General features: G+C 68.2%; 30 protein-coding genes. 17 read left to right on the top strand and 13 right to left on the bottom strand.

All coding sequences use genetic code 11. The features are described 5' to 3' along the window. Positions 1-23 precede the first annotated feature (23 nt). Genes ACFFC4_RS05155 through ACFFC4_RS05145 form a run of 3 tightly spaced genes read right to left on the bottom strand, consistent with a single transcriptional unit; the run spans position 24 to position 2,047 of the window. Positions 24-845 (bottom strand): alpha/beta fold hydrolase, encoded by an 822-nt coding sequence (locus tag ACFFC4_RS05155; RefSeq protein ID WP_375498448.1) that lies wholly within the window; start codon positions 843-845, stop codon positions 24-26. A gap of 3 nt (positions 846-848) precedes the next feature. Beyond that, entirely contained in the window at positions 849-983 is a 135-nt protein-coding gene (locus ACFFC4_RS05150) for a hypothetical protein (RefSeq protein WP_375498446.1), read from the bottom strand. A gap of 26 nt (positions 984-1,009) precedes the next feature. Continuing rightward, positions 1,010-2,047: an SDR family oxidoreductase gene (locus ACFFC4_RS05145; protein ID WP_375498444.1), complete on the bottom strand. Its 1,038-nt coding sequence runs from the start codon at positions 2,045-2,047 to the stop codon at positions 1,010-1,012. A gap of 81 nt (positions 2,048-2,128) precedes the next feature. On the opposite strand from ACFFC4_RS05145, the gene ACFFC4_RS05140 reads away from it, so the two are divergent. From ACFFC4_RS05140 to ACFFC4_RS05130, 3 genes are all read left to right on the top strand, one after another. After that, positions 2,129-3,022 (top strand): PAC2 family protein, encoded by an 894-nt coding sequence (locus ACFFC4_RS05140; RefSeq protein WP_375498442.1) that lies wholly within the window; start codon positions 2,129-2,131, stop codon positions 3,020-3,022. A 77-nt stretch (positions 3,023-3,099) separates the two neighbouring features. Continuing rightward, on the top strand, positions 3,100-4,206 hold the full coding sequence (locus ACFFC4_RS05135; protein WP_375498440.1) for an SPFH domain-containing protein: 1,107 nt from the start codon (positions 3,100-3,102) through the stop codon (positions 4,204-4,206). Continuing rightward, the gene (locus ACFFC4_RS05130; protein ID WP_375498438.1) at positions 4,203-5,375 is read left to right on the top strand and encodes a hypothetical protein; all 1,173 of its coding nucleotides are present in this window, start codon (positions 4,203-4,205) and stop codon (positions 5,373-5,375) included. Before ACFFC4_RS05135 ends, ACFFC4_RS05130 begins: the two co-directional genes overlap by 4 nt. Here ACFFC4_RS05130 and ACFFC4_RS05125 read toward each other — a convergent pair. Next, entirely contained in the window at positions 5,372-5,908 is a 537-nt protein-coding gene (locus ACFFC4_RS05125) for a hypothetical protein (RefSeq protein WP_375498436.1), read from the bottom strand. The genes ACFFC4_RS05130 and ACFFC4_RS05125 overlap by 4 nt on opposite strands. Positions 5,909-5,968: 60 nt before the next feature. Here ACFFC4_RS05125 and ACFFC4_RS05120 point away from each other — a divergent pair, with 60 nt between their 5' ends. Further along, a complete protein-coding gene (locus tag ACFFC4_RS05120) occupies positions 5,969-6,655 on the top strand; it encodes a hypothetical protein (RefSeq protein WP_375498434.1) in 687 nt (228 codons plus the stop codon). Between the two features lie 88 nt (positions 6,656-6,743). Then, positions 6,744-7,226, top strand: coding sequence for an AAA family ATPase (locus tag ACFFC4_RS05115; RefSeq protein ID WP_375498432.1), 483 nt, complete (start codon positions 6,744-6,746; stop codon positions 7,224-7,226). A 157-nt stretch (positions 7,227-7,383) separates the two neighbouring features. Here the strand turns inward: ACFFC4_RS05115 and ACFFC4_RS05110 are convergent, their stop codons facing one another. The 3 genes from ACFFC4_RS05110 to ACFFC4_RS05100 all read right to left on the bottom strand — a co-directional run bounded on the left by ACFFC4_RS05110 (position 7,384) and on the right by ACFFC4_RS05100 (position 12,115). Beyond that, on the bottom strand, positions 7,384-9,591 hold the full coding sequence (locus ACFFC4_RS05110) for a catalase (protein ID WP_375498430.1): 2,208 nt from the start codon (positions 9,589-9,591) through the stop codon (positions 7,384-7,386). Between the two features lie 144 nt (positions 9,592-9,735). Further along, a complete protein-coding gene (locus ACFFC4_RS05105; protein WP_375498428.1) occupies positions 9,736-10,491 on the bottom strand; it encodes a phosphohydrolase in 756 nt (251 codons plus the stop codon). Positions 10,492-10,669: 178 nt separating this feature from the next. Then, the gene (locus tag ACFFC4_RS05100) at positions 10,670-12,115 is read right to left on the bottom strand and encodes an aldehyde dehydrogenase (protein ID WP_375498426.1); all 1,446 of its coding nucleotides are present in this window, start codon (positions 12,113-12,115) and stop codon (positions 10,670-10,672) included. A gap of 413 nt (positions 12,116-12,528) precedes the next feature. Between ACFFC4_RS05100 and ACFFC4_RS05095 the strand changes: the two genes are divergently transcribed. The 7 genes from ACFFC4_RS05095 (at position 12,529) to ACFFC4_RS05065 (ending at position 18,550) form a co-directional block, all read left to right on the top strand. Beyond that, the gene (locus ACFFC4_RS05095) at positions 12,529-12,750 is read left to right on the top strand and encodes a hypothetical protein (RefSeq protein WP_375498424.1); all 222 of its coding nucleotides are present in this window, start codon (positions 12,529-12,531) and stop codon (positions 12,748-12,750) included. A gap of 138 nt (positions 12,751-12,888) precedes the next feature. Beyond that, a complete protein-coding gene (locus ACFFC4_RS05090; protein ID WP_375498422.1) occupies positions 12,889-14,514 on the top strand; it encodes a substrate-binding domain-containing protein in 1,626 nt (541 codons plus the stop codon). Between the two features lie 20 nt (positions 14,515-14,534). Then, positions 14,535-15,851: a PKD domain-containing protein gene (locus tag ACFFC4_RS05085; protein WP_375498420.1), complete on the top strand. Its 1,317-nt coding sequence runs from the start codon at positions 14,535-14,537 to the stop codon at positions 15,849-15,851. Beyond that, the gene (locus ACFFC4_RS05080; protein WP_375498418.1) at positions 15,848-16,519 is read left to right on the top strand and encodes a MotA/TolQ/ExbB proton channel family protein; all 672 of its coding nucleotides are present in this window, start codon (positions 15,848-15,850) and stop codon (positions 16,517-16,519) included. The genes ACFFC4_RS05085 and ACFFC4_RS05080 overlap by 4 nt, the downstream gene beginning before the upstream one ends. Continuing rightward, positions 16,516-16,899 carry a DUF2149 domain-containing protein gene (locus tag ACFFC4_RS05075; RefSeq protein ID WP_375498416.1) on the top strand — a complete coding sequence of 128 codons (384 nt, stop codon included), beginning with the start codon at positions 16,516-16,518 and terminating at the stop codon, positions 16,897-16,899. The genes ACFFC4_RS05080 and ACFFC4_RS05075 overlap by 4 nt, the downstream gene beginning before the upstream one ends. Further along, positions 16,896-17,624: an ABC transporter permease gene (locus tag ACFFC4_RS05070; RefSeq protein WP_375498414.1), complete on the top strand. Its 729-nt coding sequence runs from the start codon at positions 16,896-16,898 to the stop codon at positions 17,622-17,624. The genes ACFFC4_RS05075 and ACFFC4_RS05070 overlap by 4 nt, the downstream gene beginning before the upstream one ends. Further along, a complete protein-coding gene (locus ACFFC4_RS05065; RefSeq protein WP_375498412.1) occupies positions 17,621-18,550 on the top strand; it encodes an ATP-binding cassette domain-containing protein in 930 nt (309 codons plus the stop codon). Before ACFFC4_RS05070 ends, ACFFC4_RS05065 begins: the two co-directional genes overlap by 4 nt. Before the next feature lie 3 nt (positions 18,551-18,553). Here ACFFC4_RS05065 and ACFFC4_RS05060 read toward each other — a convergent pair whose 3' ends face one another. The 3 genes from ACFFC4_RS05060 to ACFFC4_RS05050 all read right to left on the bottom strand — a co-directional run bounded on the left by ACFFC4_RS05060 (position 18,554) and on the right by ACFFC4_RS05050 (position 20,308). Continuing rightward, complete coding sequence (locus ACFFC4_RS05060) at positions 18,554-18,760, bottom strand: hypothetical protein (RefSeq protein WP_375498410.1); 207 nt, start codon at positions 18,758-18,760, stop codon at positions 18,554-18,556. A 734-nt stretch (positions 18,761-19,494) separates the two neighbouring features. After that, positions 19,495-19,851 carry a hypothetical protein gene (locus ACFFC4_RS05055; protein WP_375498408.1) on the bottom strand — a complete coding sequence of 119 codons (357 nt, stop codon included), beginning with the start codon at positions 19,849-19,851 and terminating at the stop codon, positions 19,495-19,497. 115 nt (positions 19,852-19,966) lie between these two features. Next, positions 19,967-20,308 (bottom strand): hypothetical protein, encoded by a 342-nt coding sequence (locus tag ACFFC4_RS05050; RefSeq protein WP_375498406.1) that lies wholly within the window; start codon positions 20,306-20,308, stop codon positions 19,967-19,969. 152 nt (positions 20,309-20,460) lie between these two features. Here ACFFC4_RS05050 and ACFFC4_RS05045 point away from each other — a divergent pair, with 152 nt between their 5' ends. Both ACFFC4_RS05045 and ACFFC4_RS05040 read left to right on the top strand, forming a co-directional pair. Then, on the top strand, positions 20,461-20,985 hold the full coding sequence (locus tag ACFFC4_RS05045) for an RNA polymerase sigma factor (protein WP_375498623.1): 525 nt from the start codon (positions 20,461-20,463) through the stop codon (positions 20,983-20,985). A gap of 142 nt (positions 20,986-21,127) precedes the next feature. Further along, positions 21,128-21,514, top strand: coding sequence for a carboxypeptidase-like regulatory domain-containing protein (locus tag ACFFC4_RS05040; RefSeq protein WP_375498404.1), 387 nt, complete (start codon positions 21,128-21,130; stop codon positions 21,512-21,514). A 212-nt stretch (positions 21,515-21,726) separates the two neighbouring features. Here the strand turns inward: ACFFC4_RS05040 and ACFFC4_RS05035 are convergent, their stop codons facing one another. The 3 genes from ACFFC4_RS05035 to ACFFC4_RS05025 all read right to left on the bottom strand — a co-directional run bounded on the left by ACFFC4_RS05035 (position 21,727) and on the right by ACFFC4_RS05025 (position 22,866). Further along, positions 21,727-22,029 (bottom strand): hypothetical protein, encoded by a 303-nt coding sequence (locus ACFFC4_RS05035; RefSeq protein ID WP_375498402.1) that lies wholly within the window; start codon positions 22,027-22,029, stop codon positions 21,727-21,729. Between the two features lie 570 nt (positions 22,030-22,599). Next, positions 22,600-22,740, bottom strand: coding sequence for a hypothetical protein (locus ACFFC4_RS05030; protein ID WP_375498400.1), 141 nt, complete (start codon positions 22,738-22,740; stop codon positions 22,600-22,602). 6 nt (positions 22,741-22,746) lie between these two features. Then, positions 22,747-22,866 carry an ArsR family transcriptional regulator gene (locus ACFFC4_RS05025; protein ID WP_375498398.1) on the bottom strand — a complete coding sequence of 40 codons (120 nt, stop codon included), beginning with the start codon at positions 22,864-22,866 and terminating at the stop codon, positions 22,747-22,749. Positions 22,867-23,039: 173 nt separating this feature from the next. On the opposite strand from ACFFC4_RS05025, the gene ACFFC4_RS05020 reads away from it, so the two are divergent. The 3 genes from ACFFC4_RS05020 (at position 23,040) to ACFFC4_RS05010 (ending at position 25,523) form a co-directional block, all read left to right on the top strand. Continuing rightward, a complete protein-coding gene (locus ACFFC4_RS05020; RefSeq protein WP_375498396.1) occupies positions 23,040-23,783 on the top strand; it encodes a YcnI family protein in 744 nt (247 codons plus the stop codon). Between the two features lie 45 nt (positions 23,784-23,828). Beyond that, positions 23,829-24,824, top strand: a complete 996-nt coding sequence (locus ACFFC4_RS05015) for a YncE family protein (protein WP_375498394.1) — start codon at positions 23,829-23,831, stop codon at positions 24,822-24,824. Positions 24,825-25,067: 243 nt separating this feature from the next. Then, positions 25,068-25,523 carry a copper chaperone PCu(A)C gene (locus ACFFC4_RS05010; protein WP_375498392.1) on the top strand — a complete coding sequence of 152 codons (456 nt, stop codon included), beginning with the start codon at positions 25,068-25,070 and terminating at the stop codon, positions 25,521-25,523. The last annotated feature ends 129 nt before the right edge of the window (positions 25,524-25,652 follow it).

Below are 25,652 nucleotides of genomic sequence, written 5' to 3'. Positions count from 1 at the left end.
CCGCGGAAGCAACGTCAACCCCGTCACGAACTCGCAACGCGCTCCAGGATGAGGTCCGCCAGCGCGTCCGGGGCCTCGTCCGGGATCCAGTGGCTCACGCCGGGCAGGACGGCGAAGCGGTAGGGCGCGTCGACGAAGCGCTCGGTGGCCTCGGCGCCGGCGCGGCCGAGCGCGGTGTCGCCGTCGCTCCACACGTAGGTGGTCGGCACCGTCGACCGGCGGGCGTGGCCCTTCTCGCGCTGCGACCACGGCAACGCCCGGTACCAGTTCAGTGCTGCAGTGAGCCCATGGCGACCAAGCGGCTCGATGTAGGCATTCATCTGCTCCGCGGTCAGACCACTGCCGCCCAGGAGGGCCAGTGCGCGGTCGGTAGCCAACAGGCGCTCGGGCAAAGCGGGAAGCTGAAAGGCTGCCATGTACCAGGACTTGAGCGCCTGCCCGCGCGGCATCGCCCAGGCGAAGGCTTTCGGGTGCGGCACGCTCACGGCGGTCAGGGTGCTCACCCGTTCGGGATAACGGGACGTCAGTGCCCAGGCGACGAGTGCGCCCCAGTCGTGACCGACGAGATGGACCTTCTGGACTCCGGCAGCGTCGATCAGCGCGACGACGTCGTCGACCAGGTGCGACTGGACGTACGCCCGCCGCCCGGCCGGCCGGGCGCCTGGCGAGTAACCGCGCTGATCCGGCGCGAGCACGCGGTAGCCCGCCCCGACCAGGTGCGGGGTGACGTGATCCCATTCCCGGCGATTTTGCGGGAAGCCGTGCAGCAGCACGACCACCTCGGCGCCGGCCGGGCCGGAATCTGACACCTCGAAGACGAGACCGTCTTGCGAATAGTTGTCCATGTTCTAGGAGTTGGGCGCGTCGTCATCGTCCGGCGGCGGTGGATCGTTCGGTGCGTTGCCGCTGTTCGGGTTCGGCTGGCCGGGGGTGACATCGGGGTCGCCGGGCTCGTCGCCACGGCGTGGGTCTGGGGTTGACATAGGTTTGGTCTACCCCAAGTGACCGGTCAGAGGCGATCCAGGACCGCAGAGACCGTGCGTAGCCCGAAGCCGGCTGTTATGCCCACCGCTCGCCCGACCACGGCACCGATCGCGCTCACCGGGTCGGCCCCGCGCGACTGGTCGGTGAAGCCGCCCCGCGCGCCGGCGTCGTGCTCCTCGTCCCGGGGCTCGAACAGGTTGCTGCCGTACCGGTCCAGGTCAGCGTCGGTGGTCTGCGAGGAGATGCCGGTCCGTGCGAGGCGCCAGTCCACGACCGCAGGAGCGAACCGAGCACCCAGGACGGTCATGACCGTCGGCGTGCCGACCCAGACGTCGTGCCTGGGGCGCTGGGCGACGTCCACGATCGCCTTCGCCGCGACCTCGGGCTGGTAGATCGGCGGGACGGGCATCGGGTGCCCCTGCTGGAGCTGGTCGTCGTTCCAGTCGAACTGCGGGGTGTTCACTCCAGGCAGCGTCACCATCGAGACGCTGACCTTGCTCTCGGTGGCCGCGAGCTCGACCCGCAGCGACTCGGTGTAACCCTTGATCGCGTGCTTCGCGCCGCAATAGGCACCCTGTAGGGGAATTCCTCGGTGGGCCAGCGACGAGCTGACGTTGACGATGGAACCCCGGTCGCGTGGGCGCATGTACCGCAGTGCTGCCTGCATCCCGTGCACCTGGCCGTAGTACGTCACTTCGGTGATCCGCCGGAACTTCTCGGGCGTCTGGTCCCACGTGTAGTCCAGGGCGCCAACGAACGCGCTGTTCACCCATACCTCGATCGGGCCCAGTTCGTTCTCGATCCGCTCGGCGGCCTCGTCGACGGCTGCGTTGTCGGCAACGTCTACCTGCAGGGCCAGCGCCTGCCGGCCTTCGGCGCGCACCTCGTCGGCGGCGGCCTCGACGCCGGCCCGACCACGGGCGAGCACCGCCACGTCGTAGCCGGCTGCGGCCAACTGCCGCACCGCCGCTCGACCTATGCCTGCGCTGCCACCGGTCACCACTGCTACGCCCTGCGTTTGCATACCGTGCGGGTACCCGCACCGCGGTCGCACAAACCGCATACCGGCCCCGGCGTCGCGTCCGTCACTGCTACTGGGGCCTGCTTGCTGCCGCAGTTCGACACCGGGGTCCAAGATGGAGTGGTGACTTTGGATCCCGAAGAGTTGTTCGACCTCGACGCAGACCGCCCGGATCTGTCCGGCGCGGTGCTGCTGCACACCCTCGACGGTTTCGTCGACGCAGGCGCCGCGGTGCGGCTTGCCCGCAATGCGTTGCTGGCCCACGACGCACCGGTGGTGGCCCGCTTCGACATTGACCAGCTGTACGACTACCGTGCCCGTCGTCCGATCATGCGGTTCGATGTCGACCACTGGAGCGGTTACGAGACCCCGCAGTTGGCGCTGCACCTGCTGCACGACAACGACGACACGCCCTATCTGTTGCTTGCCGGCCCCGAGCCGGACATCCAGTGGGAGCGATATGCGGCAGCAGTGCAGCTGCTCGTCGAGCGGCTCGGGGTGCGCCTGGTCGTCGGGCTGGACGCCTTCCCCATGTCGGTGCCGCACAGCCGCCCGACGCCGATCATCGTGCACGGTTCACGGCGCGACCTGTTCGCCGACCACCGCGCGTGGCTCGGCCAGATCATCGTGCCGGCCAGCGCCGGTCACCTCGTCGAGTACCGCCTCGGTTCCGCTGGGGTCGACTCGCTGGGGATCGCCGCACCCGTCCCGCCCTACCTGTCGCAGACCGAGTACCCCGCCGCCGCGCTGGCGCTGCTGCGCGAGGTCAGCGCGCGCGCCGGGCTGCGGTTCGACACGACGTCACTCGAGGATGCCGAACAGGTGAACCGTGCGGCCATAGAGCGCGAGGTCGCCGATTCGGAGGAGCTGCAGACCCTGGTTGCTGCCCTCGAGCAGCAGTACGACGCGGCGGCCGCCGCGGCCCAGAGCGCCATCGTCGAGGGCGACCTGCCCTCTGCCGATGAGCTGGGGGCCGAGCTGGAGCGCTTCCTCGCCAACGAGTCGCGCGGCGAGTAGGCCCACCGCCGGTAGGCTCCAGGGGCGCCGTCCGCACGGCGTGTGAGGTCGCCGCTGTCGGCAGAGGGAGTGCAGCCATGGGCCTGCTGGACCGTGTCCGTGGTCAGTTCATCGACATCGTCGAGTTCCTCGATGACAGCCGCGACACCATCGTCTGGCGGTTCCCGCGGCAGGGCAACGAGATCAAGATGGGCGCGCAGCTCGTCGTCCGCGAGGGCCAGAACGCGGTTTTCGTCAACGAGGGCACCATCGCCGACGTGTTCACGCCCGGCACGTACACGCTCGAGACGCGCAACCTGCCGATTCTCTCGGACCTCAAGGGCTGGAAGTACGGCTTCAACTCGCCGTTCAAGGCCGAGGTGTACTTCGTCAGCACCCGGTTGTTCACCGACCTCAAGTGGGGGACGCAGCACCCCGTCACGTTGCGCGATCCGGAGTTCGGCGTCGTTCGGCTGCGGGCCTTCGGCGCCTATGCGATACAGGTCGTCGACCCCACCAAACTGCTTCGCCAACTCGTCGGCACCGACCCGCAGTTCCGTACCGAAGAGGTCTCGGAATTCCTGCGCGAGACGATCGTCGGCCAGGTCGGCTCGGCGCTGGCCAACTCGAACCTGCCGATGCTCGATCTCGCCGCGAACCAGCAGACGATCGCCGCGACGCTGGCCGGCACATTGACGACGAACCTGGCCGACATGGGCATCAGCGTGCCCCGGCTCGTCATCCAGAACATCTCGTTGCCGCCCGAGGTCGAGGAGGTGCTCGACAAGCGCACGTCCATGAACGTCGTCGGGAACCTGGACCAGTACACGAAGTTCCAGGCGGCCAACGCCATCGAGGACGCGGCGAACAACCCGAGCGGCGGCAACAGCGGCCTGGGTCTGGGCGTCGGTGTCGCGCTCGGCCGCCAGGTCGGAGACGCGCTCGCGCCCAGTGCTGCACCGGCGCCTGCGCCGGCCGGCCCGCCGCCCCTGCCCAGCCAGGGCGCGCCGTTCTACCTCGGCATCGGCGGTCAGCAGATCGGCCCGGTCGACACGGCGGGTGTGCAGCAGAAGATCACAGCGGGCGAGGTCACCACCGAGACGCTGGTGTGGCGTCAGGGCATGGCCGGCTGGGTCGCCGCCGGCACGGTGCCTGAGATCGCCGGCTTGTTCGGCGCCACCCCGCCGCCGCTACCGCCGGCATGAGCGAACCGGCTCCGCCGCCGCTGCCGGCCGCCGACGAGCCGCCCTCCGACGAGTCCCAGGCCGCGGTTCCGGCCCCGCGTTTCACCTGCTCGAACTGCGGCGCGCAGACCTATTACGCGCCTGGGACGTCGGTGCTGCGCTGCTCCGCCTGCGGCACCGAGCAGGCCATCACGGACGACGGGCGGGCCATCGTCGAGCACTCCTACGACGAGTGGGCGAGCCTGCCACCCAAGCCGGTCGACACCATTGCCGCACAGGTACTGCAGTGCCAGAACTGCGGTGCGTCGACCGAGACCGACCTGCTGGCCGACCGCTGCCAGTTCTGCAGCGGCGTACTCATCGCTCTGTCGTCGCCGCCGGGGCTGATCGTTCCCGAAGCCGTCGTCCCGTTCGGGATCGATCAGGGCGCGGCCAATGCAGCCTTCGCCACCTGGGTGCGCTCGCGGTGGTTCGCGCCGAACGCGCTGAAGAAGGTGGGCTCCACCGAGGCGATCAAGGGGACTTACGTTCCGCACTGGACCTACGACGCGCAGACCGAAACCGACTACACCGGCCAACGCGGTGAGCACTACTGGGTGACGGTGACGCGGACGGTGTCCGACGGCCAGGGCGGCACCCGGCAGGAGAACGTCCAGGAGATGCGGACTCGCTGGTGGCCCGCGTACGGGCAGGTCTCGCGCTGGTTCGACGACGTCGTCGTCCGGGCGAGCCATCAACTGCCGCCGAAGCGACTGGACGAGGCCGGCCCGTGGGACCTCACTCGCGCGGTCGCATATCGGCCGGAGTTCCTCGCCGGCTACTCCGCGCTGCGCTACGACGTCGACCCGGATGTCGGCCTGCAGGACGCCCGCGGCCAGATGGAGAGCGTCGTCGAGAACGACTGTCGCGCCGACATCGGCGGCGACGAGCAGATCGTGTCGCACATCGACGTCCGCTACGCCGCCGTCATGTTCAAGCTCATGCTGCTACCCCTGTGGATCGCGTCCTACCTGCACGCCGGCAAGACCTTTCAGGTGCTGGTCAACGCGAACACCGGCGAGGTCGTCGGCGATCGCCCGATCAGCAGGGTCAAGGTGGCGCTGGCCGTGCTCGCGGCGCTGATCGTGATCGCGGTGGTGCTGACGCTGTATCTGGCGAATCACAAGAGCGGCTCGTCGAACAGCACCTAGAGGGTGAGGTCGTTGCGTTCGCGCTCGTAGGTCGCCAGCGACGCAGCCTCGAAGTCGATGTCACTTGACAGTGCGTCGAGTTCACCAGAGCGGGTCTTGGCGCGCGTCCGCAGCAGGGTGCGGCAGGCGGTGTCGGTGGTGTCGATCAACTGATCGACCTGCGCTGTGATCGCCGGCAGCGCCTCGCGCTGCTGGGCCTCGGTGAGCTCGCCGATCGCAACGAGCGACGCGTCGAGCTCGTGCGCCGACTTGGTGACCTCGGCGAGCACGGTGGGACCGTCGGCCCGGAACACCTCGCCATCCGGCGACTCGAGCACCGCCCGAGCTGCCCGAAGCTGGGCGTCGAGCCGCTGGCGCAACAGCGCGACGTCGCGACTGGGCCCGTCGGCCATCAGCCGCGTCTGCCGGACCTGCGACTGCACGCGGACCCGGTCGACTGCATCGTGGCTGCTGCGGTCCACCCGCTTGGCCATGACAACGCCCGCAACGACCAGCAGCGCGATGATCACCAGCACCACGATCAGCGTCGTCACCGTCGATCACCTCTCCGGGGTTCGAGAAACGTCCAGCATAGGTGCGGCGATGGTGTGGTCATGGACTTCCGCGTCGACATCGACCCGTCTGCGCCCGCCACGCCGGGCAGCGAGACCTTCGGGCTGGAACGCGGCGGATCGCGCCGCACCATGCGTATCCACGACTACGACGAGGTCTACGCCGTCCCTGGTCTGTACGAACACGTCGTCCAGGACCTATTGGGCTGTACGTCCCCGCAGACCCTTGCTGCTGCCCTCGCCGTCCGGGTAGTCGCGGCGGGGGCGGCGCCGTCGAGCGTTCGGTGCTTGGACGTCGGCGCAGGCAACGGCGTGTCCGGTGAAGCGCTGACCGCGGCGGGGCTGTCGCCGGTGGCAGCACTCGACATCAGTGCGGCCGCGAAGGACGCCGCGGCCCGCGACCGCCCCGGGCTGTACGTCGAGTACGTCGTGGGTGCGTTGGGCGACGTCGAGCTGCCCGCCCTGGTAAGACGGCTCGGGCTCAATGCATTGGTCAGCGCGGGTGCGCTCACCGGCCGGCATATCGAACCGCCCGTCCTCGCCGAGACGTGGGCGACGTTCGCGACCGGCGACTGGCTGGCCTTCACCTGCGCCGAGCAGCACGCCGACGGTGCCCGGTCGGACTTCGAGGCACACACGACCTTCGAGCTCGACGAGCGGTTCCTGCATCGGCGGCTCACGAACGGAGATCCGGTCTGGTACCGGGTGCTCGTCGGCCGCAGACGCTGAGGCACCCGACCGTACCTAGGAGCCGACAGCGAGCCGGATAGGGAATTGTCCCGATGCCGGCGGCCTCCGCAGACGAGGACAGTCATGCGTGTCAGCGGGTCACCTCAGTGGCCCGGCAGCACCGAGGAGCAGCCATGCAGACTGGTCCTGGTCGGGCACTGCGTCGACCTCGGCGACACTTCCGCCGCCCTACCTGCCGCTTGTCGAGGCGTTCACCCGGCTGCCCGCACCACGCGCGGACGCGCTCGCGTCCCGGTACCCGCCGATCGCCCGGTTGCTGCACAGGAACAGTCCCGTCCAGGACGGGCGGATCGATCGCGGCGCCATGTTGGACGCGGTGCTCGCCGCCCTCAGTGCGTTGGCCGAGGAGCAGCCCGTGCTGCTCGTCATCGAGGACCTGCATTGGGCCGACATGGCGATGCGTGACCTGCTGGGGTACGTCTTCACCCGCATGGCGGACCTGCCCGGCGTGTCCCTCGCGGTGCTGGCCACCGTCCGCAGCGACGACCTCAACCGCAGACACCCGCTGCGGGCCCTCGCCACCGCGGCTGGCGGCACCGGGTCACCTTAGAACGGTGCAGTCTCATGGCGCCGACAGAGGTGGACGAGGTGTCACTGACACAAGGCTCGGAAGCTTAACCACGCAGACATCAGCCACGGGCAGGTCGGCTGCAGCCGAGTGGCGGTCCGGTTGGCCCGCCACCCGGCCACGAGCCAGGACGCGTTACTCAGACCTCGACGCTGGTCGCGAAGCGGTCCCAGCAGCGGTGCTCGGCGAGCAGGGCCAGCAGTTGCGGTGCGAGTTCCGCGGCGGAACCGACAAGGACGCCAGGGTTCTGATCGGTGATGCCTGCGTCGGTCAGAGCGGTCGAATCGCCCACCGCTGCGATCGCTTTCGCGTGCCGCCACGCCTCGCCAGCCAGTTTGACGACCCGGGGGTCGACAACGGCGGCCGGGGTGCCGGCTTTGGCGTCTCCGCTGACCATGGCGTCGGGCGCCGGGGGCAGGTCACCGACCAACACCAGGGCGTCGAATTCCGTCGAGGAGGCATTGGCGTAGGTGCGGTGCACCGTCAGGCCGCCGATGTTTCCTCCGTGCGGTCCGACGACCAGCGGCACGACACCGGCGGCCTGCGCAGCCTCGCTGACGAGCGCTACATCGGCCGGGTTCACGCCCGCGCCGACGACGATGCCGAGCTGGCGTCCGTCGATCGGCCAGGACCCACCGAGCTGCGTCAGCGCTGCGCTGACGGGGCCCCCGGGGTCGGTCACCGTCGGCTTGGGCGGCGTCAGGCCCAACCCGTCCGCCACCTTCTTGCACAGGTCAGGGTCGATGTTGGCCAGGGACTGCAGCTGCCGCTCGCGGATCGTCTGGTCGAAGCACTTCGACAGTTCGAAGGTGTACGCCGCGGTGATGTGGTCCTGCTCGATCGGGGTCATCGACCGGTAGAACAACGAGACCTGGCTGAAGTGATCGTCGAAGGACGCCGGGTGCACGCGTTCCTTGACCCCTGGTGCGACCGGCGCCGGGACGTCGATGAACGGGTGATCTTTCTTGCCAGCGACGGACGGGTTGCCGCCGTCGAGGCTGTTCGGGCGATACGGCGCCACGCCGCCGTGCACCGCGTCCTGGTGGAACCCGTCGCGCAGCATGTCGTTGATCGGGGCGTGCGCGCGGTTGATCGGCAGCTGGTTCCAGTTGGGTCCACCCAGGCGGGTGATCTGGGTGTCCAGGTAGGAGAACAGCCGCGCCTGCAACAGCGGGTCGTTCGTGACGTCGATGCCTGGCACCAGGTTGTTCGGGTTGAACGCGACCTGTTCGGTCTCGGCGAAGTAATTCGTCGTGTTCGCGTTCAGGGTCATCGTGCCGAGGACCTGGACCGGTGCCAGTTCCTCGGGGACGAACTTCGTTGGGTCCAGCAGGTCGATGCCTTCGAACGTCTGGTCCTCGGAGTCCGGCATGACCTGGACACCCAGGTCCCAGGACGGGAAGGCGCCGGCTTCGATCGAGTCGGCCAGGTCGCGGCGGTGGAAGTCCGGGTCGGTGCCGTTGGTCAGCAGCGCCTCCTCCCAGGTCACCGAGTGGACGCCCTGGCGCGGCTTCCAGTGGAACTTGACCAGGCTCGTCTCACCCTTGGCGTTGACGAGCCGCCAGGTGTGCACCCCGAAGCCCTCCATCGTGCGGTAGGAGCGCGGGATGCCGCGGTCGGACATGTTCCACATCGTGTGTGCCTGAGCCTCGGTGTGCAGCGAGACGAAATCCCAGAACGTGTCGTGCGCACTCTGCGCCTGCGGGATCTCCCGGTCGGGGTGCGGCTTGCCGGCGTGGATGACGTCGGGGAACTTGATGCCGTCCTGGATGAAGAAGACCGGGATGTTGTTGCCGACCAGGTCGTAGTTGCCCTCGTCGGTATAGAACCGCGTCGCGAACCCGCGGGTGTCGCGCGCGAGGTCCGCCGATCCGCGGGACCCGAGCACTGTCGAGAACCGCACGAACACCGGGGTCCTGGCCCCGGACTTCAGGAACGCGGCCTGGCAGATCTTCGCAGCGGCCCCGTTGGCCTCGAACACTCCATGGGCGCCGGCTCCGCGGGCGTGCACCACGCGCTCGGGGATCCGCTCGTGGTCGAAATGACTGATCTTCTCGCGCAGGTGGTGATCCTGCAGCAGCGTCGGGCCGCGGGAGCCCACGCGCAACGAATGGTCGGTGTCGGTCAGGCGCGCGCCGTGCGCCGTGGTGAGGAACTCACCCTGCTGGGCAACGTTCTCCGGCGGTTGTCCCGTGGCCGCACCGGTCGGAGTGCGGGTCTCGGGACCACCCTGATCCTGCTTGGGTGACAGGGGTTCGCGAGGCTTCGTCGGCTCCTTGTAGGCGGGCGCCTCAGGGGAGGGAACTCCCGGGACGGACACGCTGCGCTGTGCGTTCTTCTTCGCCATTGGCGGTCTCCTGATCTTCGTAGGACTACTGCGGCCTAGCGCCGACCTACCCGGTTGCGCAACGCAGCAGACCGTCACGGAGACAACTTTCGCTGATCAAACAGCTGTCCCACCACTCCGAGCCCGGTAGGCGCTTCGGACCAGTCATTCGGCGTAGGGGGACAGGCGCACGAACGCCGGTAATCGCGCGTAGCGCGTCATCGTCGCGGCCCGCCCGTGCGGGACGGCCTTGCCCTCCGCCTTCCACGCCGGGATGAGCTCGCGCCGTAGATCGCGACGGGGATGACGGCGATGGACGTCGTCGACCCATGCGGGGTCCATCGTGTCGAGGCCGTATCCGTAGATGTCGACCAGGGCCCCACCGGAAATGAAGCCGGCCGGGTCGCTCAGATCGTCGGACACGCCAGGCGTGAGGTGACCGCAGATCGCAGCACTGATGGCCACCGCCCGATCGGGCGGCGCGTCGTGCTCCAGAGCGAACCGCTCGGCCCGCTCCCCGCCGACGACCGCGAAGCAGCGGCCGGGCGTCGGGTGCTCAAGATTCAGATCGTGCAGGACGGCTGCGACGAACGTCAGCTCCTGGTCGACCGTCACGGCGTATTGCTGGGCGAGCAGCAGACCGAAGATCCAGGTCCGGAACGAGTGCTCGAGGACCCACGGCGTCAGGACCTCCCGAGCGTGCTCTTCAGCGTCCCTGGCGAGCGCCGAGTCCGGCCACATGAGCGCGTCGAGGTCCAGTCGAGCCGTCCCACGCCGACCCGTGCTCAGCCTCAGCCGGACCGCCGGATACCGCAGCATCATCGGCACCATCGCGCTGATCAGCTGCACCTTCTGCCGGCCGCTCAGTCTCCCGCCCGTTCGGATCGCCCAGTCGAAGTCCAGGCTCGCAGGCCTACCCATGCCAGGCAGTCAACTCGTGCCCAGGCCACGGAACAAGGCAGCCAGAATTCGATGCCATGTGCGCAGCCGTTCCGCGGCAGTCGGGATTGGGGGCGGGAGCGTGCGTCAGTATCGCTCAGCCCGGAGCAAACTGACGCCCGCTCTGTCCGCACTGAGTACGGCCGGGTAATTTGGGGCCTTAGGAGTAGATCGTCTTCACCGCTTGGTAGGCATGCAACGCGTCCGGACCCAACTCACGTCCGATGCCGCTGGCCTTGATGCCGCCGAAAGGCGCACCGGGGTCGACGAGGTAGCGATTGATCCCGATGGTGCCGGTGTGGATGCGGCGGGCGACAGATTTGCCGCGCTCGGGGTCGGAGGTCCACACCGTGCCGCCGAGTCCGTAGTCGGAGTCGTTCGCGATGCGCACCGCGTCGTCGGTGTCGGTGTAGCGGATGACCGACAGCACCGGGCCGAAGATCTCCTCCTGCGCGATGGTCGAGTGGTTGTCGACCTCGGAGAAGATTGTCGGCTCGACGAACCAGCCGGCGTCGAGGTCCTTGGGACGGCCGCCGCCGGTGACGAGGGTGGCGCCGTCGCCGAGGCCCTTGGCGATATAGCCCTCGACGCGGTCGCGATGGGTTGACGACGCCATCGGGCCGATCTGCGTCGCGGGGTCCAGCGCGTCGCCCACCGTCAACGACGACGCGAAAGCCTGCAGCATGTCGACGACCTCGTCGTAGCGCGACGCGGGGGCCAGCACGCGGGTGCCCAGGTAACAGGTTTGGCCGTTGTTCATCAGGGTGGCCGCGAACAGGTCCTCGCCGATCTTCGCGAGGTCTAGTTCCGCGTCGTCGAGCACCACCGCGGCCGATTTGCCGCCCAGCTCGAGGGTGACCGGGCGGAGCAGCCGCCCGCAGGTCTCGGCGATCTGTCGGCCGGCGGCGGTGGAACCGGTGAACGCAACCTTGTCGATGTCGCGGTGCGAGACCAGGTAGGCTCCGACCTCGCGGCCGCCCGGCACGATGTTGATGACGCCGGCCGGGACGTCGGAGGCCTCGAGAGCCTCGGCGAACAACATGGCGTCAAGGACAGTTTCTGGTGAGGGCTTCAGCACGATCGTGCAGCCCGCGGCCATGGCCGGGGCGTGCTTGAAGGCGGCAAGGGTCTGCGGGTAGTTCCACGGAGCCACCGCACCGACAACGCCAATGGGCTCTCGACGGACGGTGGTGGTGCCGCCGAGCAGGTGCGGTCGTTCCTCCTCGAACGAGGCGGTCTTCAGCAACTCGGCGAAGTAACGCATGACGATGGTCGGGAAGCCGCCCTCGAGCTGCGTCGCAATCGAGATCGGCATGCCGTTCTGGAGGCTGACGCGTCGGCCGAACTCCTCGGCGCGCTTCTCGAATTCGTTGGCCAGGCTCTCGATGGCGGCGCCGCGTCGTGCCGGCTCCCACTGCGACCAGCCGGACGGGTCCTCGAACGCGCGCCGCGCCGCCGCGACGGCGGTGTCGATGTCGGCTTCCTGCGCCTCTGGCACCGAGCCGATCGGCTCGCCGGTGCTGGCCGAGGTGACCTGGATGCGCGCGGAGGACTCCGGCGCAACCCACTGGCCGCCGATGAACAGCTTGTCGTAGTCGATGGTCATCTCAGGCCTGCTCTCGTCGTGGGGTCCCGTCGACCCATTCAAACGCCGACACGGCAGAAAAGCGAGACTGGGATCCGCAGAAACGGAGTTTTCCTGTAGCACGTTGCACATCTGCGGGAGACCGGTCCACACCTCGTGTGCGTGGTTGACTCTCCCGTATCGGCGATTGCGCCACTGCCGCGTCGATTCGGCCGAGAAGTAGCAAGGGGTGCTGCGTGCGGACGTCCGGCCCGGCGCTGCTCGGCGTGCTCGCGGCGACTGCGCTGGGTCTTACCGGTTGCGATGGGTCGTCGAGCCCGCATCCGTCGGAACGGCCGCCGGCTCCGATAGCGGTCAGCACATGTGCTCCCTCGGTAAGCATCCCGAACGACTCCACGCGCGCCGTTCCCAGTGAGTCCTTGCCGCCGACCGTCGTGATTCGCACCGATGATGCGTTGTCACTCGACGTCCCCAGCGGTTCGACGCTGGGGTTGGGGGCACCCGTCGAGCCCGGCGACGATGCGGTGCTGTGCCGTGCCCCGAAGTCCGCTGCCGGCACGGCAGAGCTCATCGGGCGGAAACCCGGCTTCGTTCGCGTGGTCCTGGCGGCCCGTTCTGGACGGCAGCTCGTCGTCAATGTTCAGGTGACCGTCTAGCCCGATCCGTAGCCGCGGGTCGTCACCGGCGATACGCCTCCAACTGCGGGCCGACAGGTACTTGTCCGACGCAGCTGCGGTGCTAATGTCCGCGACATGATCTCTCGCCTGCGTCACGGTCGACGTTGTACTGCTGTCTTGTCCGTTCTGACCGCCGTAGCGGCGCTCGCCGCGGTGGCACCGACCGCTGCGCAGGCCGATGACAGCAGCACCCTGACTGTGGTCGGCACGAGCGACGTGTACGACTCCAACCTCGTCCAATCAGTGATCAAGCCTGGCTTCGAGAAGGCTTATCCCGGTGTCACGTTGAACTACGTCAGCAAGGGCACCGGGGCGGCCATCACGTACGCCGAGGCGGGCAGTGCCAGCGCCCTGATCGTGCACGCCGCCTCGCTGGAGAACCAGTTCGTGGCCGACGGGTACTCGGCGGAGAAGTACGGTCGCGCGATCTTCTACGGCGACTATGTGCTGCTCGGCCCGGCCAACGACCCGGCCGGTGTGCTCACCAGCGACAAGCACGACATCGTCGGCGCGTTCGAGAAGATTGCCGCGGCAGGCGCAGCGGGGCACGCCAACTTCGTGTCGCGAGGCGGCACACCCGGTACGACCGTCCAGGAACATGCGATCTGGAAGCTGACCAACGGCGTCACAACGTGCACCGTCAGCGATGCGAACGGCGGCGGCACCACGCCGAGCACCGCGACGGGCGCGTGCCCGTCGGACATCACCCAGGCCAAGACGCCGAGCTGGTACCAGGCGACCGGCCTTACGCAGGGCCCGAACGTCATCAACGCCGACGCTTGCAACTACTCCGGCGGCGGTTGCTACGTATTCACCGATCGCGGCACCTTTCAATACCTGGAATCGCAGAAGTCGTTGTCCAAGCTGGGCATCGTGACCCGCGACAACGCTGCCTCCGCACGAGGTGGTAACACCCTGCTCGTGAATTCATTTCACGCGTACGCCATCAACCCAGCCAAGTTCGCCGGAAACAGCAACGTTCAGATCAACAGCACCGCCGCGCACCAGTTCCTGACCTGGCTCACCTCGCCCACCGCGCAGGCTGCGGTCGGGAACTACCTGGCGAAGTCCAGTGACGGTCCGCCCTTCCTGCCCGATGCAGCTCCCGTCATCTCCACCTCCGCCATTCCGAAGAACGTCTACGGCGGCGGAAAGATCACCATCACCGGGACCGTGCGCAACGTCGTGCCGGGCACGCCGGCGCTGTCCGGGGTGAAGGTGGTCCTCCGCGGCCCGCTGACCCTGCCCGGGTCGACCTCCAACGTCTTTGCCACCGCAACGACGAACAGCGCAGGCCGTTTCTCGATCAGCTATCAGCCGCTGGGCACCCGTGCCTACGTGACGCTCTCGGTCGGCGCGATAACGAAGATCGAGAACGCCGGCTTGAAGCCGCAGTTCGGCGACCTGCTCAGCGCCACCACGACCGCGCGATCCGCTCGCGTCACCGTGCACGGTCGGGTCAGTATCACCTCGCTGGACGGCGACAAGGGCAGCGTGACGGGATCGGTGGCGTTGCTGCCAGGCGTGCACTACCAGCGCGGCTTGCTGCAGCTGTACGCGGCGCGGGTCGGCTCGAAGGCTGCCTTGCACTATGTGGCGCAGCGGTCGGTCGCGCGGGGTCAGAACAGCAGGAGCTTCACCTTCGCCCTGCCGCGCGGGAAGTGGCGGGTGCAGTTCCGCTACGTCAACAACGGGGTGCTTGCCAGTGCCGCGTCCGGTGTTCACACGCGGACGGTGCGCTGAGTCGCACTAATGTGCGGCGAGTGAACCGCGTCGCGGCGCTCGTCACGGCTGCACTCTGCGTAGCCGTGACGAGCGCACCCATGGCCCAGGCCAGTGCGCGGCGTTGCGGCACCGGCGAGTCGTGCGTGCAGGTCGAGGTGTACGGAGCGGGTGCCACGCCGACGCAGACAGCCCTGTTCTCGTCGACTCAACTTGCCGCATTTCCCGACCAGGAGAGTGGCGACTACGAGGTGCGGCCCGGGCCTGGAAGTGACAGAGACGGTCCAGGCGTGCCCATCCGTGAATTGATGCAACAGGCCGGCGTCACGCCGGCTTCCGTGACCTACGCCTACGTCATCGGCTCGACGGCGTATCGGTCCCCGTTGTCGGCTTCGACGCGCGATTTCGACCCGCCGACGAGCAACGGGTTCAAGGACGGTCTGCAACCGCTCTTCTATCAGGTAGGCGACAGCCTGGGCTACGTCCGGGCTCTGCGCGCGAACGACCTGGACGACACCAACGCTGCCGATTTCATGCAGGTGACCCGTGGGGGCGCCTTCATCGTCCAGGTGCACACGTCCGGCGCCCTGTTGCATCCCACGCTTCGGGCCAGTGCCGCCACCGTTCGCGTCGGCGCACCCGTGCGTCTGTCTGCCACGGTGTCGGACCCGATCTCCGGGGAGTCGCTCGACTGGAAATGGAGCTTCGCCGACGGCGGCAGGGACGTCGACACCGGCGCTACACCGACCGTCACGCACTCTTACGCCGCCCCCGGCACCTATTACGCGCAGGTGAGCGTGGCGGGCGCGAGCGGGTCGAGCGGTGAGTCCGCCACCGTGCCGATCACGGTGAAGTCGCAGGCGAAGGTGCCGAAGCCGCCTAAGACCACCGGACCGGGCCGTGGACTCGGCACGAGCAGCAACCCGGTCGGCGGCCCGGTGACCGGCGCGGGTAGCCGGTACAACGGGCGCCCGGGTGCGCCCCGCACCGCGACCGGCGGACCGGGATCGCCAACTGCGGCACGCCCGGGATCGGACTCCACGTCCACGTCACCGACGGCCGGGCCGTCCTCGCCGGAGGTGTCGACAGCCACGTCACCGCTCGAACGACCGTCCGGCGGACAGCTCGTCGCCGGTTTCGCGTTGATCGATCCTGCTGGCGTCACCCCGAATCAGCGCGACACCGCCGCTCCGGCCGCTGCCGCAGCGGCCCGCGCCGGCGGGACGCACGTGCGCGCCTCGCTCGCGTGGGTCGGCCTGGCCTGCATACTCGCGTTGCTGCTGGCCGGCGCCGGTCTCGAGCGGCGACGCGCGCTCCCGGGCCCGCTGTACGGGCGAAAGAGATGGCGACACAGGTGAGTAACCCGCTCTATACGACGATCTTTCACGTGGCCTCGGTGCTCGAGATCCCCGTCGTGGTCGCTGCCGTGGTTTCCCTGGCGCTCGTCGTGGTGGAGGTTGGCAGGCTCGTCGTCGAGGTCGCCATGCGAAGCCGACGGCGGCCTGGTCTATCGCGCACAAGGGATCTCGAGCGCGCGGCTGGCGCGGCACGCGCGGCACTGAGGTCGGACGAGCGTCCACGCGCGCTGTCGGTACTCGCGCCACTCGCGTGGAGTTCGCCGATGGCGCGGGCTTACGAGGCCATCGTGGCTCATCACGGGTCGGACGCGCAGGCGAACAACAACATCGCCAAGGATCTCGCCGACTTCGACCTGTCGTGCCAACGCCGACTCGCGCGCACCCGGCTGCTCGTGCGCATCGGGCCGGCACTCGGCTTGATGGGCACCCTGATTCCGCTGACCCCTGCATTGGACGGCCTGGCCAAGGGAAACGTGCGGGCCCTGACGGACAACCTGCGCGTCGCATTCAGCGTCACCGTGCTCGGTCTGTTCGTCGGGGCCGTGGCCTTCGGCCTGTCGCTGATTCGCGACAACCTGTACGGCCAGGACTACTCCGACCTCGAGTACGTCGCCGCGATTCTGACCGACGAATCAACGCCGGCTGCAGCGATCGAGCCGCCGTCGTGATTCAGGTGTCGCCGCGCGCCCGACGACACGAGGACCGAGCCGGCGATCCCCTCGACGGACTCGTCAACCTCTTCGATGTCGGCATCGTTCTCGCGGTGGCCTTCCTGCTCGCCGCGCTGGCGTCCTTCAACCTGTCCGGGCGCATTACCGGTCGCGCCGGACAGGCCCCGTCGGGACAGCCGGTGACCGTGCGGCCGGGGGAGGTACTGCGGTCGGTACCCGCAGATCAGCGTTCCGCCAGCGGCAGCGGAACGCCTATCGGACGCGTCTACCGCCTAAACGACGGCCAGCTGGTCTACGTCGTCCCCAGCTCGGCGCTCAACTCACCGACCGCGCCCAGCGCCAGCCCGTCGCCGACCACGCCCAGCCCGAGCCGGTGAGCTACTGGACGCAGGCCTTCTCGCAGGCCTGGCACATGATCATCGACGGCGACCCCTACCTGATGCACGTCATCCGCATCACCCTCGAGGTCGCAGCGGTGCCGACCGGCATCGCAGCACTGCTCGGCATACCTCTTGGTGTGGTTCTGGGCGTGGGCCGCTTTCGAGGTCGAGGAATCGGGCTTGCGCTCGCTAACGCCGGCCTCGGACTGCCGCCCGTCGTCGTCGGACTCGTGTTCGTGATGTTGACGTTGCCGGTCAACGGGCCGTTGGCGCGTTTCCACCTGCTGTTCACGCTGGAGGGCGTCTTTGTGGTGCAGACCGTGCTCGCGTTGCCCGTCATCGTGGCTCTCACCGCGTCCTCCATCGGTGCCGTCTCGACTGGCCTGCTGGACCAGGCGCGCGCCTTCGGGGCCGGCCGGGTCCAGGTTGCCGGTCTCGCGATTCGCGAGGCGCGCGTCGGTATCGTCGCCGCCCTGATAGCTGCGGTCGGGGGAACGCTGTCCGAAGTCGGTGCCGTCGTCCTGGCCGGCGGAAATATCCAGGGCCTCGATCAGACCCTGGCCAGCGCTGCGCTCCAGCAGGTTGAGGCAGGACGCTTCGTCACCGGCCTAGCCATCGGGTTGGTCCTGCTGGGGCTGCTGCTCATCATCAGCGCTGCGCTGACCGTCCTGCAGCACCGCGGTGCACCGGGGAGGCGGCGCCGCCGGAGCCGGCTCGCGTGAGTGATCCGCCGCCCGCCCTGACGGCTCGCGGGATTCGCGTGCGCCGCGGCGGGCGCGACGTCTTGCACGATGTGGACCTGGCTGTGTCGGCGGGGGAGATCGTTGCAGTTCTCGGACCCAACGGCGCCGGCAAGAGCACGCTGATCGGAGCCCTGGCCGGAACACTGCCGATCTCTCAAGGCTCAGTCACGGCGGCAGGTCGGCGAGCTCTGCTCATGCAGACCCCCGGGTTGGCTCGCAGAAGCGTCCGCGCCAACGTCGAACTGGCTCTGGCCTGGTGGGGAGTTCCGAGGGTCCAGCGCCGGCCGCGGGCGGTGGCCGCACTCGAGCGCATGCAGGCCGAGCACCTCGCCCGTCGCCCGGCCGCCGAGCTGTCGGGCGGCGAGGCCCGCCGCGTCCATCTCGCCCGCGCGTTGGCGCTCGATGCCGATGTCCTGCTGCTGGACGAGCCGTTCGACGGGCTCGATCCCCAGACCCACGCCGACCTGCGCGATGACACTGCTGAAGCGCTGCGGGCCAGCGGGGCGGCGGTGGCCGTGGTGCTGCACGACCGGCGCGACGCCTGGGCGATGGCCGACCGGCTGGTGGTGCTCATCGACGGAGCGGTAGGGGCCGATGCGCCCCCGCGCGAGCTTCTCGCGCATCCTCCAAGCAGGAACGTCGCCCGCTTCCTCGGCTATGACGGCGAGCTGGTGATCGATGGCCGCGCCGTGCTCACCCGGGCTCAGGACGTGTTCATAGCCACTGACGCTGGTCTGGATGGCAAGGCCGTCCGGGTCGTACCTGTCGAGGACGGGGCGCGGGTTCGGGTGGTCACCGACGTCGGAACAGTCTGGGCTACCGATCGCTTGGCAGTCACGCGAGCCGGCGACCACGTCCTCGTGCGGGTCGTGCAGTCCGTCGACTTCGAGACACCTGACCGGTAGAGCTCAGCTCGGCCCGTCCGGCTGAGCGTTGATGAACAGCGGCACACCGGCCATCGCCATCACCGACCAGGTGGTCCCCGCGTTGTCCGTGAACGTCACCCACCCGACACCGTTGCTGCTGCCGAGCTTGGCGCCGAATGCGTTGATCACCGCCCGCGCAGTGTCGTCGTCGAGCTGGAAACGTTCGGTGCCGTAGTTCAGGGTGGGCACTGCTCCTCCTCGGTCCGTGATCACCGGAGCGTAGAACGCTCGCTGCCCCCGAAACCGCAACAGCTCGAAACTCGGAGGCCAAGCGTGCTAGCCCTGGCCTGATCGTGCACGGGCCATCCCGGGTGTTCTGAGAGGCAGAGGCTCCATGGCTGTCAGCGACCGGGCAAGTTAACTTGCCGCGCTGGTCGCGACAGCTAACTTTGGCATAGTGGACGATGATCCGATCATCGCGACAGCGCACGCAAGCACGGCGTCAGTGACGACGACATTCGGCATGCCTACGCGAACCCGATCCGGATCTTCGAGCTAGACGACGGCTTCACGATGATCATCGGCGCCAACCGTGCAGCGATCACTACGAGATCGGCGTCATCGACGGGGTCCAGACTTCGGTCATCGTGCACGCTATGCGAGCCGCTCGGACTCCGAGCGCGCGGTCGTTAATGCCGTCGAGCAGGCTCGGGTCCAGGGCTACTCCTGGGCATTCATCGGCCAGATAGTCGGGACCTCCGGCGAGGCCGCCCGTCAGCGCTACGGGCACAAATCGGACGCATAGCGATGTGACCCTGGCCGCGCTGTCCACAGGCAGGAGAGCGCGGCAGAACGAACGCTCGGCCAAGGACGTGTTGACAACCGACTGCATGCTTCCGGTGTGGATGTTGCGCCTGACCACCAGATCGTCACTGTTGGCGAAGAGCACTTCGCCGTGAACTACGACCTCCAGCAGCCGGCGCCTATTGGCCGAAGGTGTATCTTAGGTTCGCGTTGATCAGTTGGTTCATCCGTTTGCGCATATGCCCGACGAACGCGTCGTCCGGTGGCGGCTCGTCGACAAGCAGGGTCCAGCGCAAGCTCGTCCCGCCTGAGTCCCCGGTGAGGTCGAAACGGATCACAACGTCCGAGCGCTTCACCCACAAGGACGACCACGTGACAAGCGTGAACTCCTCGGTCTCTCCGATCGTCGGGAACTGCTCGTTGTCGAGGACCGCCAGCCAGGGTCGGGCTGGATCCCGGTTCGGGAGAACAAGAGCCTCGAACACGGCATGCGGCGGCGGTGGCTGACTGCGCGCACGGCTTCCGATCTCGATCACCGGACCAGGCTAGAACCCCTGCCAGCCCTCGAGGCTGTTGTCGGCTTTGAGCGTGCGTTTGATCTCGAACGCTGAGACACGGATCCATCGTCCACCAGACGAAGCCGAGGGGAAGCTACGTCGGGTGTCTGGGGTCGAACAGCCTCTCAAGAAGTCGGACCAGCGCCGGGACGGCTGCGTAGACCGGCTGTCCCGCCAATTGCGCTGCCGTGTGCGCGTCTTCGGCCCGTCCGGTGTACCGCAGCGTGTCTTCCAATGACCACGCCTCCAACCTGATCGATTCAATCGTCCCGTTCGGACACACGTCGACTATCAAATCGGTGCATTCGCCGGCGCCACGCTGCTGCTCGGTTGCCTGCGGCAGCCACGGATAACGGTCGTTGACGTCGTCGAAGGCGGCGCAGAAGGTGACCTGGCCGCTGTCGCCACCCTGACCTTCGGCAAAGCCGGCGCCCACTACGACGGGACTGAGCGCGGCGCTGACGAAGCGCCCTGGCGATTCCTGCACGTCTTAATGGAACCACCTCGCGCAGCCGGCCGGAGGTGTGTCGGCCCGGGGATGCGATATTTCTGGTCTCGTCCAACCAGGCGTCCGCGAGGTGGCTATACATGGGCGTGAGGAGTCGCCGCGTCAGGGGCGCGCCAGCGGCTCCGTCGATCCGGCGCGACAGTTTCGAGGCGTTCGTGGCACCGCACTGGGCGGTGATGGTTCGACTCGCGCGACGGCTCGGTGCAGCCGAATGGGAAGACGTCGCTCAGGACGCGCTCGCTCTGGCGTGGCGTCGGTTCGACAGCTTCGATCCTGCACGTGGCACCGCCCGCACATGGCTGTTGATGTTGGTCCACGATCAGGCCGGGAAATCGGTCCGGCGTCGACGGCCACACCTGCAGTTGACCGACGTCAGTGCTGTCAATCCTCACCCGGCCTGGGAACTCCGGGTGGACTTGCAACGGGCGATCGCCGAGTTGACCGACCGTCAACGCGCCGTCGTCGAACTGCACTACTTTCTCGACCTCCCCGTCAGTGACATCGCCGCAGTCCTGGGGATCGCAGTCGGAACGGTGAAGTCGACCCTGTCTGACGCACGACGCAAATTGCGAGACCGCCTGGAGGTCGGTAGTGAAAGATATTGACGACGATCTTCGTGCTGTCGCCCGGCAGTGGCGAGAAGACGAGCCACCACCACCAGACCTGCTCCGAACCATCGAACGCACGGCTACGCACCGGACCTCGAACCGGGGTCTGCTCAGCGTCGCGAGCGTCGTCGTCGTCGTCGTGCTGATCATCGCCGGCGCCGCCCTCGCCATCGCTCACAGGGCGGGAACATCTCGCCCCGCAAGCGGCGCGAACCAGGCTGTCATCACTGGCACGCTGCGACTGGCAGGCGGCGCGCCCAGCCTGAATCTGACCGGCAAGGGCGCAATCCCGGGCACGGTCTTCGTGTACGGGTCGGCGACTTACGAAGGACCGCCGATCACGTCGGTCACTACCAACTCAAAGGGGCGCTACCGAGTTCGTCTGCCGCCCGGTATCTACTACCTGGCCGCGACCTCACCGAGATACCGGATCAACCCCAGGCCGCAGGACCGTCTGTGTCAGACAGGTCCCGTCAACGCGACGGCGGGAACGACCAAGAAGGACGTCGAGTGCAACATGAAGTAGCCCGTTGCAGACGGCGTGAGGCGGGCGGGTCAGCGAGTGCCCGACGATCGGCCCGGTGACGTCCCGCGCCTATGTTCGTACGAACTCGAACCCAGGTTGGGACGCGCGGGCGTCGCCGTCACCCCGGTGAATAAGTTCGTGTCCGGTCCAGACGGTGACGCTGTCGAACTGCGTCGTCCCCCGTTGCGCAGACAGGGTGCGCCAGTCATGGCTCACCGGGTTGAAGGCGGCGGCGGGCGTTGGGCTGCCGTCGCCGACGGCCAGGACAGCGGCGCCGGTCTGATGGTCGAACCCCACGTGGCTTCGGCGCCACCGCCGATGCAGCCCAGGGAGCGGCCGGGGTCATCGCCGCGCGGCATCGCGGTGACTTCGCCGGCGCGGCCACCCTGCTCGAAAGCCTCGATGACGAATCCCGTGCGTCCGGCAGCCTGTTCCTTGCCGACCTCGCTGTCGCGTTGCTCGCCCAGGCCAACGGACGAGACATCGGCGACGACGCCGGCGAACTGTGCCTGCACATTGCCGGGCTAGCCCGACCGTCGGTGGCTGAGCTCGGAGTGACGGCGGAGGAGCGCGGGGCTGGGGCCATGCCTCCTCCGCCCTCACTCGGGACTGGGCCGTATCGGGCCCATCGCCACTTGTGGGCGCTCTTCGACGGCACGCCCTCGCACTCGCCACCCGGGCGGCTCACCTATGACGCGGGACGGGCGCATCGCGTGTCACCTCTGCGGTCGCTGGTTCGAGCACCTCGGGCCGCACCTGCGCGCGCCCGGTTGGACGGCGGCGCGCTACCGCGCCGCGGTGGGGATCGCGTCCACCGACTCGCTCAAGGCGGTCCCGGCCGGAACCTTGCAGCGCCCGACCCGTCACTGGTAGGTCTGGTGCCCACATCCACGGCGAATAGGACACGGTGAGTGTTCGTGCGCGACGCGACTGCCGTCGAGTCCGTCCTGATGAAGCGCGCAGTACTGAGAGCGGCACCTACACCGGCCCCGACGCACCCCTGACCGAGTCAGCCGATACGAGCAGCCTCGGCCAGGCCCGCATAAGGGTGGTGATCGTCGCAGGTGCCGAGGTTGGGTAGTGCGTCAATCGCCGGCGGATGTCCGGCGATGGTCGATGTGTCGCAGCGCCTCGTCGAGCAGGGCGCGGACGTGCGTGTCATGCACCGCGTAGACCGTGTTGCGTCCGTCGCGCGTGCCGACCACCAGACCGAGGTCGCGCAGCACGCGCAGTTAATGCGGCACCGCCGGCTGTGCCATGCCGACCGCGTCGGTCAGCTCGCTGACCGACGCCGGAGCTGCGCGCAACCGGGCCAGAATGCGCACCCTGCTGCCCGTCGCCAGCGCTGACATCGGCCGGGCAACCTGCTCGGCTCATCGACGCTGACCTGGATGGAGGCGTCGACACCGTGCATTGAACCGAGGGCGCGAAGACGTCGGGCCCCGGCGAAGGGAATAACCAGTGTCATCGGATCGTGGCGGCGTCACTTTAGTCAAACTCACCGGGCTGCTTCGCAGGTCTGGGCGTGGTCGGGTTGGGCCTGGTCTCGGCCGCTGAAGCGCACGTCACGGTCAACTCCCCGAGCGCCACGCAGGGCGGCTACTCGACGGTGAACGTCAAGGCGCCCACCGAGAGCGACACGGCGAGCACCACCGCTCTCGCGGTCCAGCTGCCGACCAATCACCCGATCGCCGCTGTGTCGGTGCAGCCGCACGCCGGATGGACGTTCACGGTGAAGAAGATCAAGCTCACCCCGGCGTTGCAGACCGACGACGGTGAGGTCAGCGAGGCGGTAAGCGAGATCGACTGCAAGGCCACAAGCGCGGCCGCGGCGATCAAGCCGGGCGAATTCGATCAATTCAGCGTCAGCGCCGGTCCGCTGCCCAAGGTCGGCAGCATGACGTTCAAGGCAATCCGGACTTACAGCGACGGCCACGTGGTCAAGTGGGTGGAGCAGTCCGCACCCGGCAGCACGACCGCGCCCGATCATCCGGCCCCGACGTTGCAGCTGGCCGCTGCAACCAGCGAGGACGCGGCGGCGGCCTCGACGTCACCGCCCGCGGGCGTGACCGCAACGAGCGAGCCCGCAGCAGCGGCGTCGTCGTCCGACGGATCGAGCGCGACGGCCACAACCGGCGTCGTCCTCGGTGCGATCGGCGTCGTGTTGGGCGGCGGCGCGCTGGCGTTGGCCGTGGTGCGGCGCCGCAGCCTGAGATGTTCCCGAGCGGACGGAATCGCGCCGTGCGGGAGCACGACCTTGAAACGTTGAGCGGCTCGTACACCCTCTGTCACTGGACGATAATGGAGTGAGGCAATGGCGAACAGACGGATGGCCGGTGCGGCAGTCCTGTGCACCGCCGTGGCGATGCTGGTCGCCTGCGGATCGGACGGGTCCAAGGGGCCGGGTGCTGCCGAACCCGCCACCGCGCCGCCGACGTCCACCGCGCCGTCCGGCACATTCCGACGGATCGGCGATGAGCCCGAAGGCCTCGTCTACGACAGAACGACCGACCTGGTCGCGGTCGCCGTCCACAACCCGGACCGGCTCCAGCTACTGGACCCGGCAACCCTGACCGTTCGGCGCAGCGTGTCCCTGCCGGGCTCGGTGCGCCACCTGCAGCTGGCGAAGGCCGGCGGTCCCGTCCTCGTCCCGGTGGAGTCGGCCAGCAAACTGCTCGAGGTGTCGCTGCCCGCAGGGTCGGTGAAGGAGACGACGGTGGTCGGCAAGCAGCCCCATGACGCGACCGCCGGCAGCAATGGGGACGTCGTCGTCGGCAACGAGTTCGGCAAGTCGATCTCGATCCTGCGCGACGGAAAGGTGCTCAAGACCATCAGCGATCTGAAGCAGCCCGGCGGCGTGATCGGCGACGGCAGCACGGTGGCGGTCGTCGATGTCGGTGCGTTCGCGCTGAGCACCTACAGCCTGACCACGCTGACCAGGACGGCCCGCGTGCCGGCCGGCGCCGGGCCCACCCACGGCAACCTGCTGAACGGCAATCGCGTCATCGTCGCCGACACCCGTGGCAACGCGATGCTCGTCTATGACGTCGCCCCGCTCAAGAGGATCGGGCGGCTCGCGCTTGAGGGCAACCCGTACGGCATGGCCGTGGACGACTCCACCGACACCGTCTGGGTGACTCTCACGGCGCTGAACCAGGTCGTCGGTCTCGACGTCTCCGGCGACACGCCTCGGGTGATCGCCCGGTACGACACGGTCCGCCAACCGAACACCGTCGCTGTCGACCCGGGCAGTCATCGCGTGTGGGTGACCGGGACCGACGCCGGCGTCGTCCAATTAATCACGCGCTGACGCCGAACCCAGATCCGGAACCACGGGAACTACCGGTGACTCGCGACGCACTGTGAGGTCATGAAGAACATCTCTGCGACCTCTCCTCGTCAGCTCCGACGCCGACACCGGGTCGGCGTGTCGGGCATCAGCGGCCTCGCGCTGGCGATAGCCGTTGCGGGTTGCTCCAGCGGTGGGGGAGGCGCGAGCTCAGCGTCGCCGTCGGCACCTGCGTCCCCGAGTCCGTCGTTCGCTGCGGCGAGCGTGACCTCGCAAGGTGTGCGCATCACCGGCGGGTACGTGCCCAAGCCCGCGTCGCCGGACGTTGCTGCGGCCTACCTGACGATCGCCAACACCACCGACACCTCGGTGCGCCTGACCAAGGTCGTGACAAGCGTGACCACGTCGGTGATGGCCATGAAGGAGGCTGACAACGGGAGCGTGGGGTCGATGACCGACCTGTCCCGCATCGACATCCCGGCCCACGGCAGCTACAAGTTCGTGCCCAACCACGCGCACCTGATGCTGGAGAACCCGGCCCCGCTGACGGCGGGGGAGAAGGTGAGCATGACCCTCACCTTCACCGGCGTCGGCTCGGTGACGATCATGTTGCCCGTGGTCCCGCTGGGTCAGCTGCCCAGTGGGGTGCCCTCGACCTATAGCTCGGCCGGAACATCGATGGGGCCGATGTCAGGCATGAACATGTCCACGTCCGGCTGACCGATCGGGCTATCCGTCGGGAACTTTCGGGCCTGACCAACCGACTTGGTAGATACCGGTTGGTTCGGTCGACCTCTCCAAGGCGGTTTCAATGTCCGTGCGGGACGGTGACATAGCGATGCGGCCTCG

The sequence above is a fragment of the uncultured Jatrophihabitans sp. genome, assembly GCF_964244045.1.
Classification (GTDB): Bacteria; Actinomycetota; Actinomycetes; order Mycobacteriales; family Jatrophihabitantaceae; genus Jatrophihabitans.
This window is presented reverse-complemented; position numbering and strand designations above follow the sequence as displayed.

Excerpts from the sequence above, each read along its gene's own strand:
- ACFFC4_RS05155 (WP_375498448.1), bottom strand. The coding sequence starts at position 845 with ATGGACAACTATTCGCAAGACGGTCTCGTCTTCGAGGTGTCAGATTCC.
- ACFFC4_RS05150 (WP_375498446.1), bottom strand. The coding sequence starts at position 983 with ATGTCAACCCCAGACCCACGCCGTGGCGACGAGCCCGGCGACCCCGAT.
- ACFFC4_RS05145 (WP_375498444.1), bottom strand. The coding sequence starts at position 2,047 with ATGCGGTTTGTGCGACCGCGGTGCGGGTACCCGCACGGTATGCAAACG.
- ACFFC4_RS05135 (WP_375498440.1), top strand. The coding sequence starts at position 3,100 with ATGGGCCTGCTGGACCGTGTCCGTGGTCAGTTCATCGACATCGTCGAG.
- ACFFC4_RS05130 (WP_375498438.1), top strand. The coding sequence starts at position 4,203 with ATGAGCGAACCGGCTCCGCCGCCGCTGCCGGCCGCCGACGAGCCGCCC.
- ACFFC4_RS05120 (WP_375498434.1), top strand. The coding sequence starts at position 5,969 with ATGGACTTCCGCGTCGACATCGACCCGTCTGCGCCCGCCACGCCGGGC.
- ACFFC4_RS05110 (WP_375498430.1), bottom strand. The coding sequence starts at position 9,591 with ATGGCGAAGAAGAACGCACAGCGCAGCGTGTCCGTCCCGGGAGTTCCC.
- ACFFC4_RS05105 (WP_375498428.1), bottom strand. The coding sequence starts at position 10,491 with ATGGGTAGGCCTGCGAGCCTGGACTTCGACTGGGCGATCCGAACGGGC.
- ACFFC4_RS05100 (WP_375498426.1), bottom strand. The coding sequence starts at position 12,115 with ATGACCATCGACTACGACAAGCTGTTCATCGGCGGCCAGTGGGTTGCG.
- ACFFC4_RS05045 (WP_375498623.1), top strand. The coding sequence starts at position 20,461 with ATGGGCGTGAGGAGTCGCCGCGTCAGGGGCGCGCCAGCGGCTCCGTCG.
- ACFFC4_RS05025 (WP_375498398.1), bottom strand. The coding sequence starts at position 22,866 with ATGTCAGCGCTGGCGACGGGCAGCAGGGTGCGCATTCTGGCCCGGTTG.
- ACFFC4_RS05015 (WP_375498394.1), top strand. The coding sequence starts at position 23,829 with ATGGCGAACAGACGGATGGCCGGTGCGGCAGTCCTGTGCACCGCCGTG.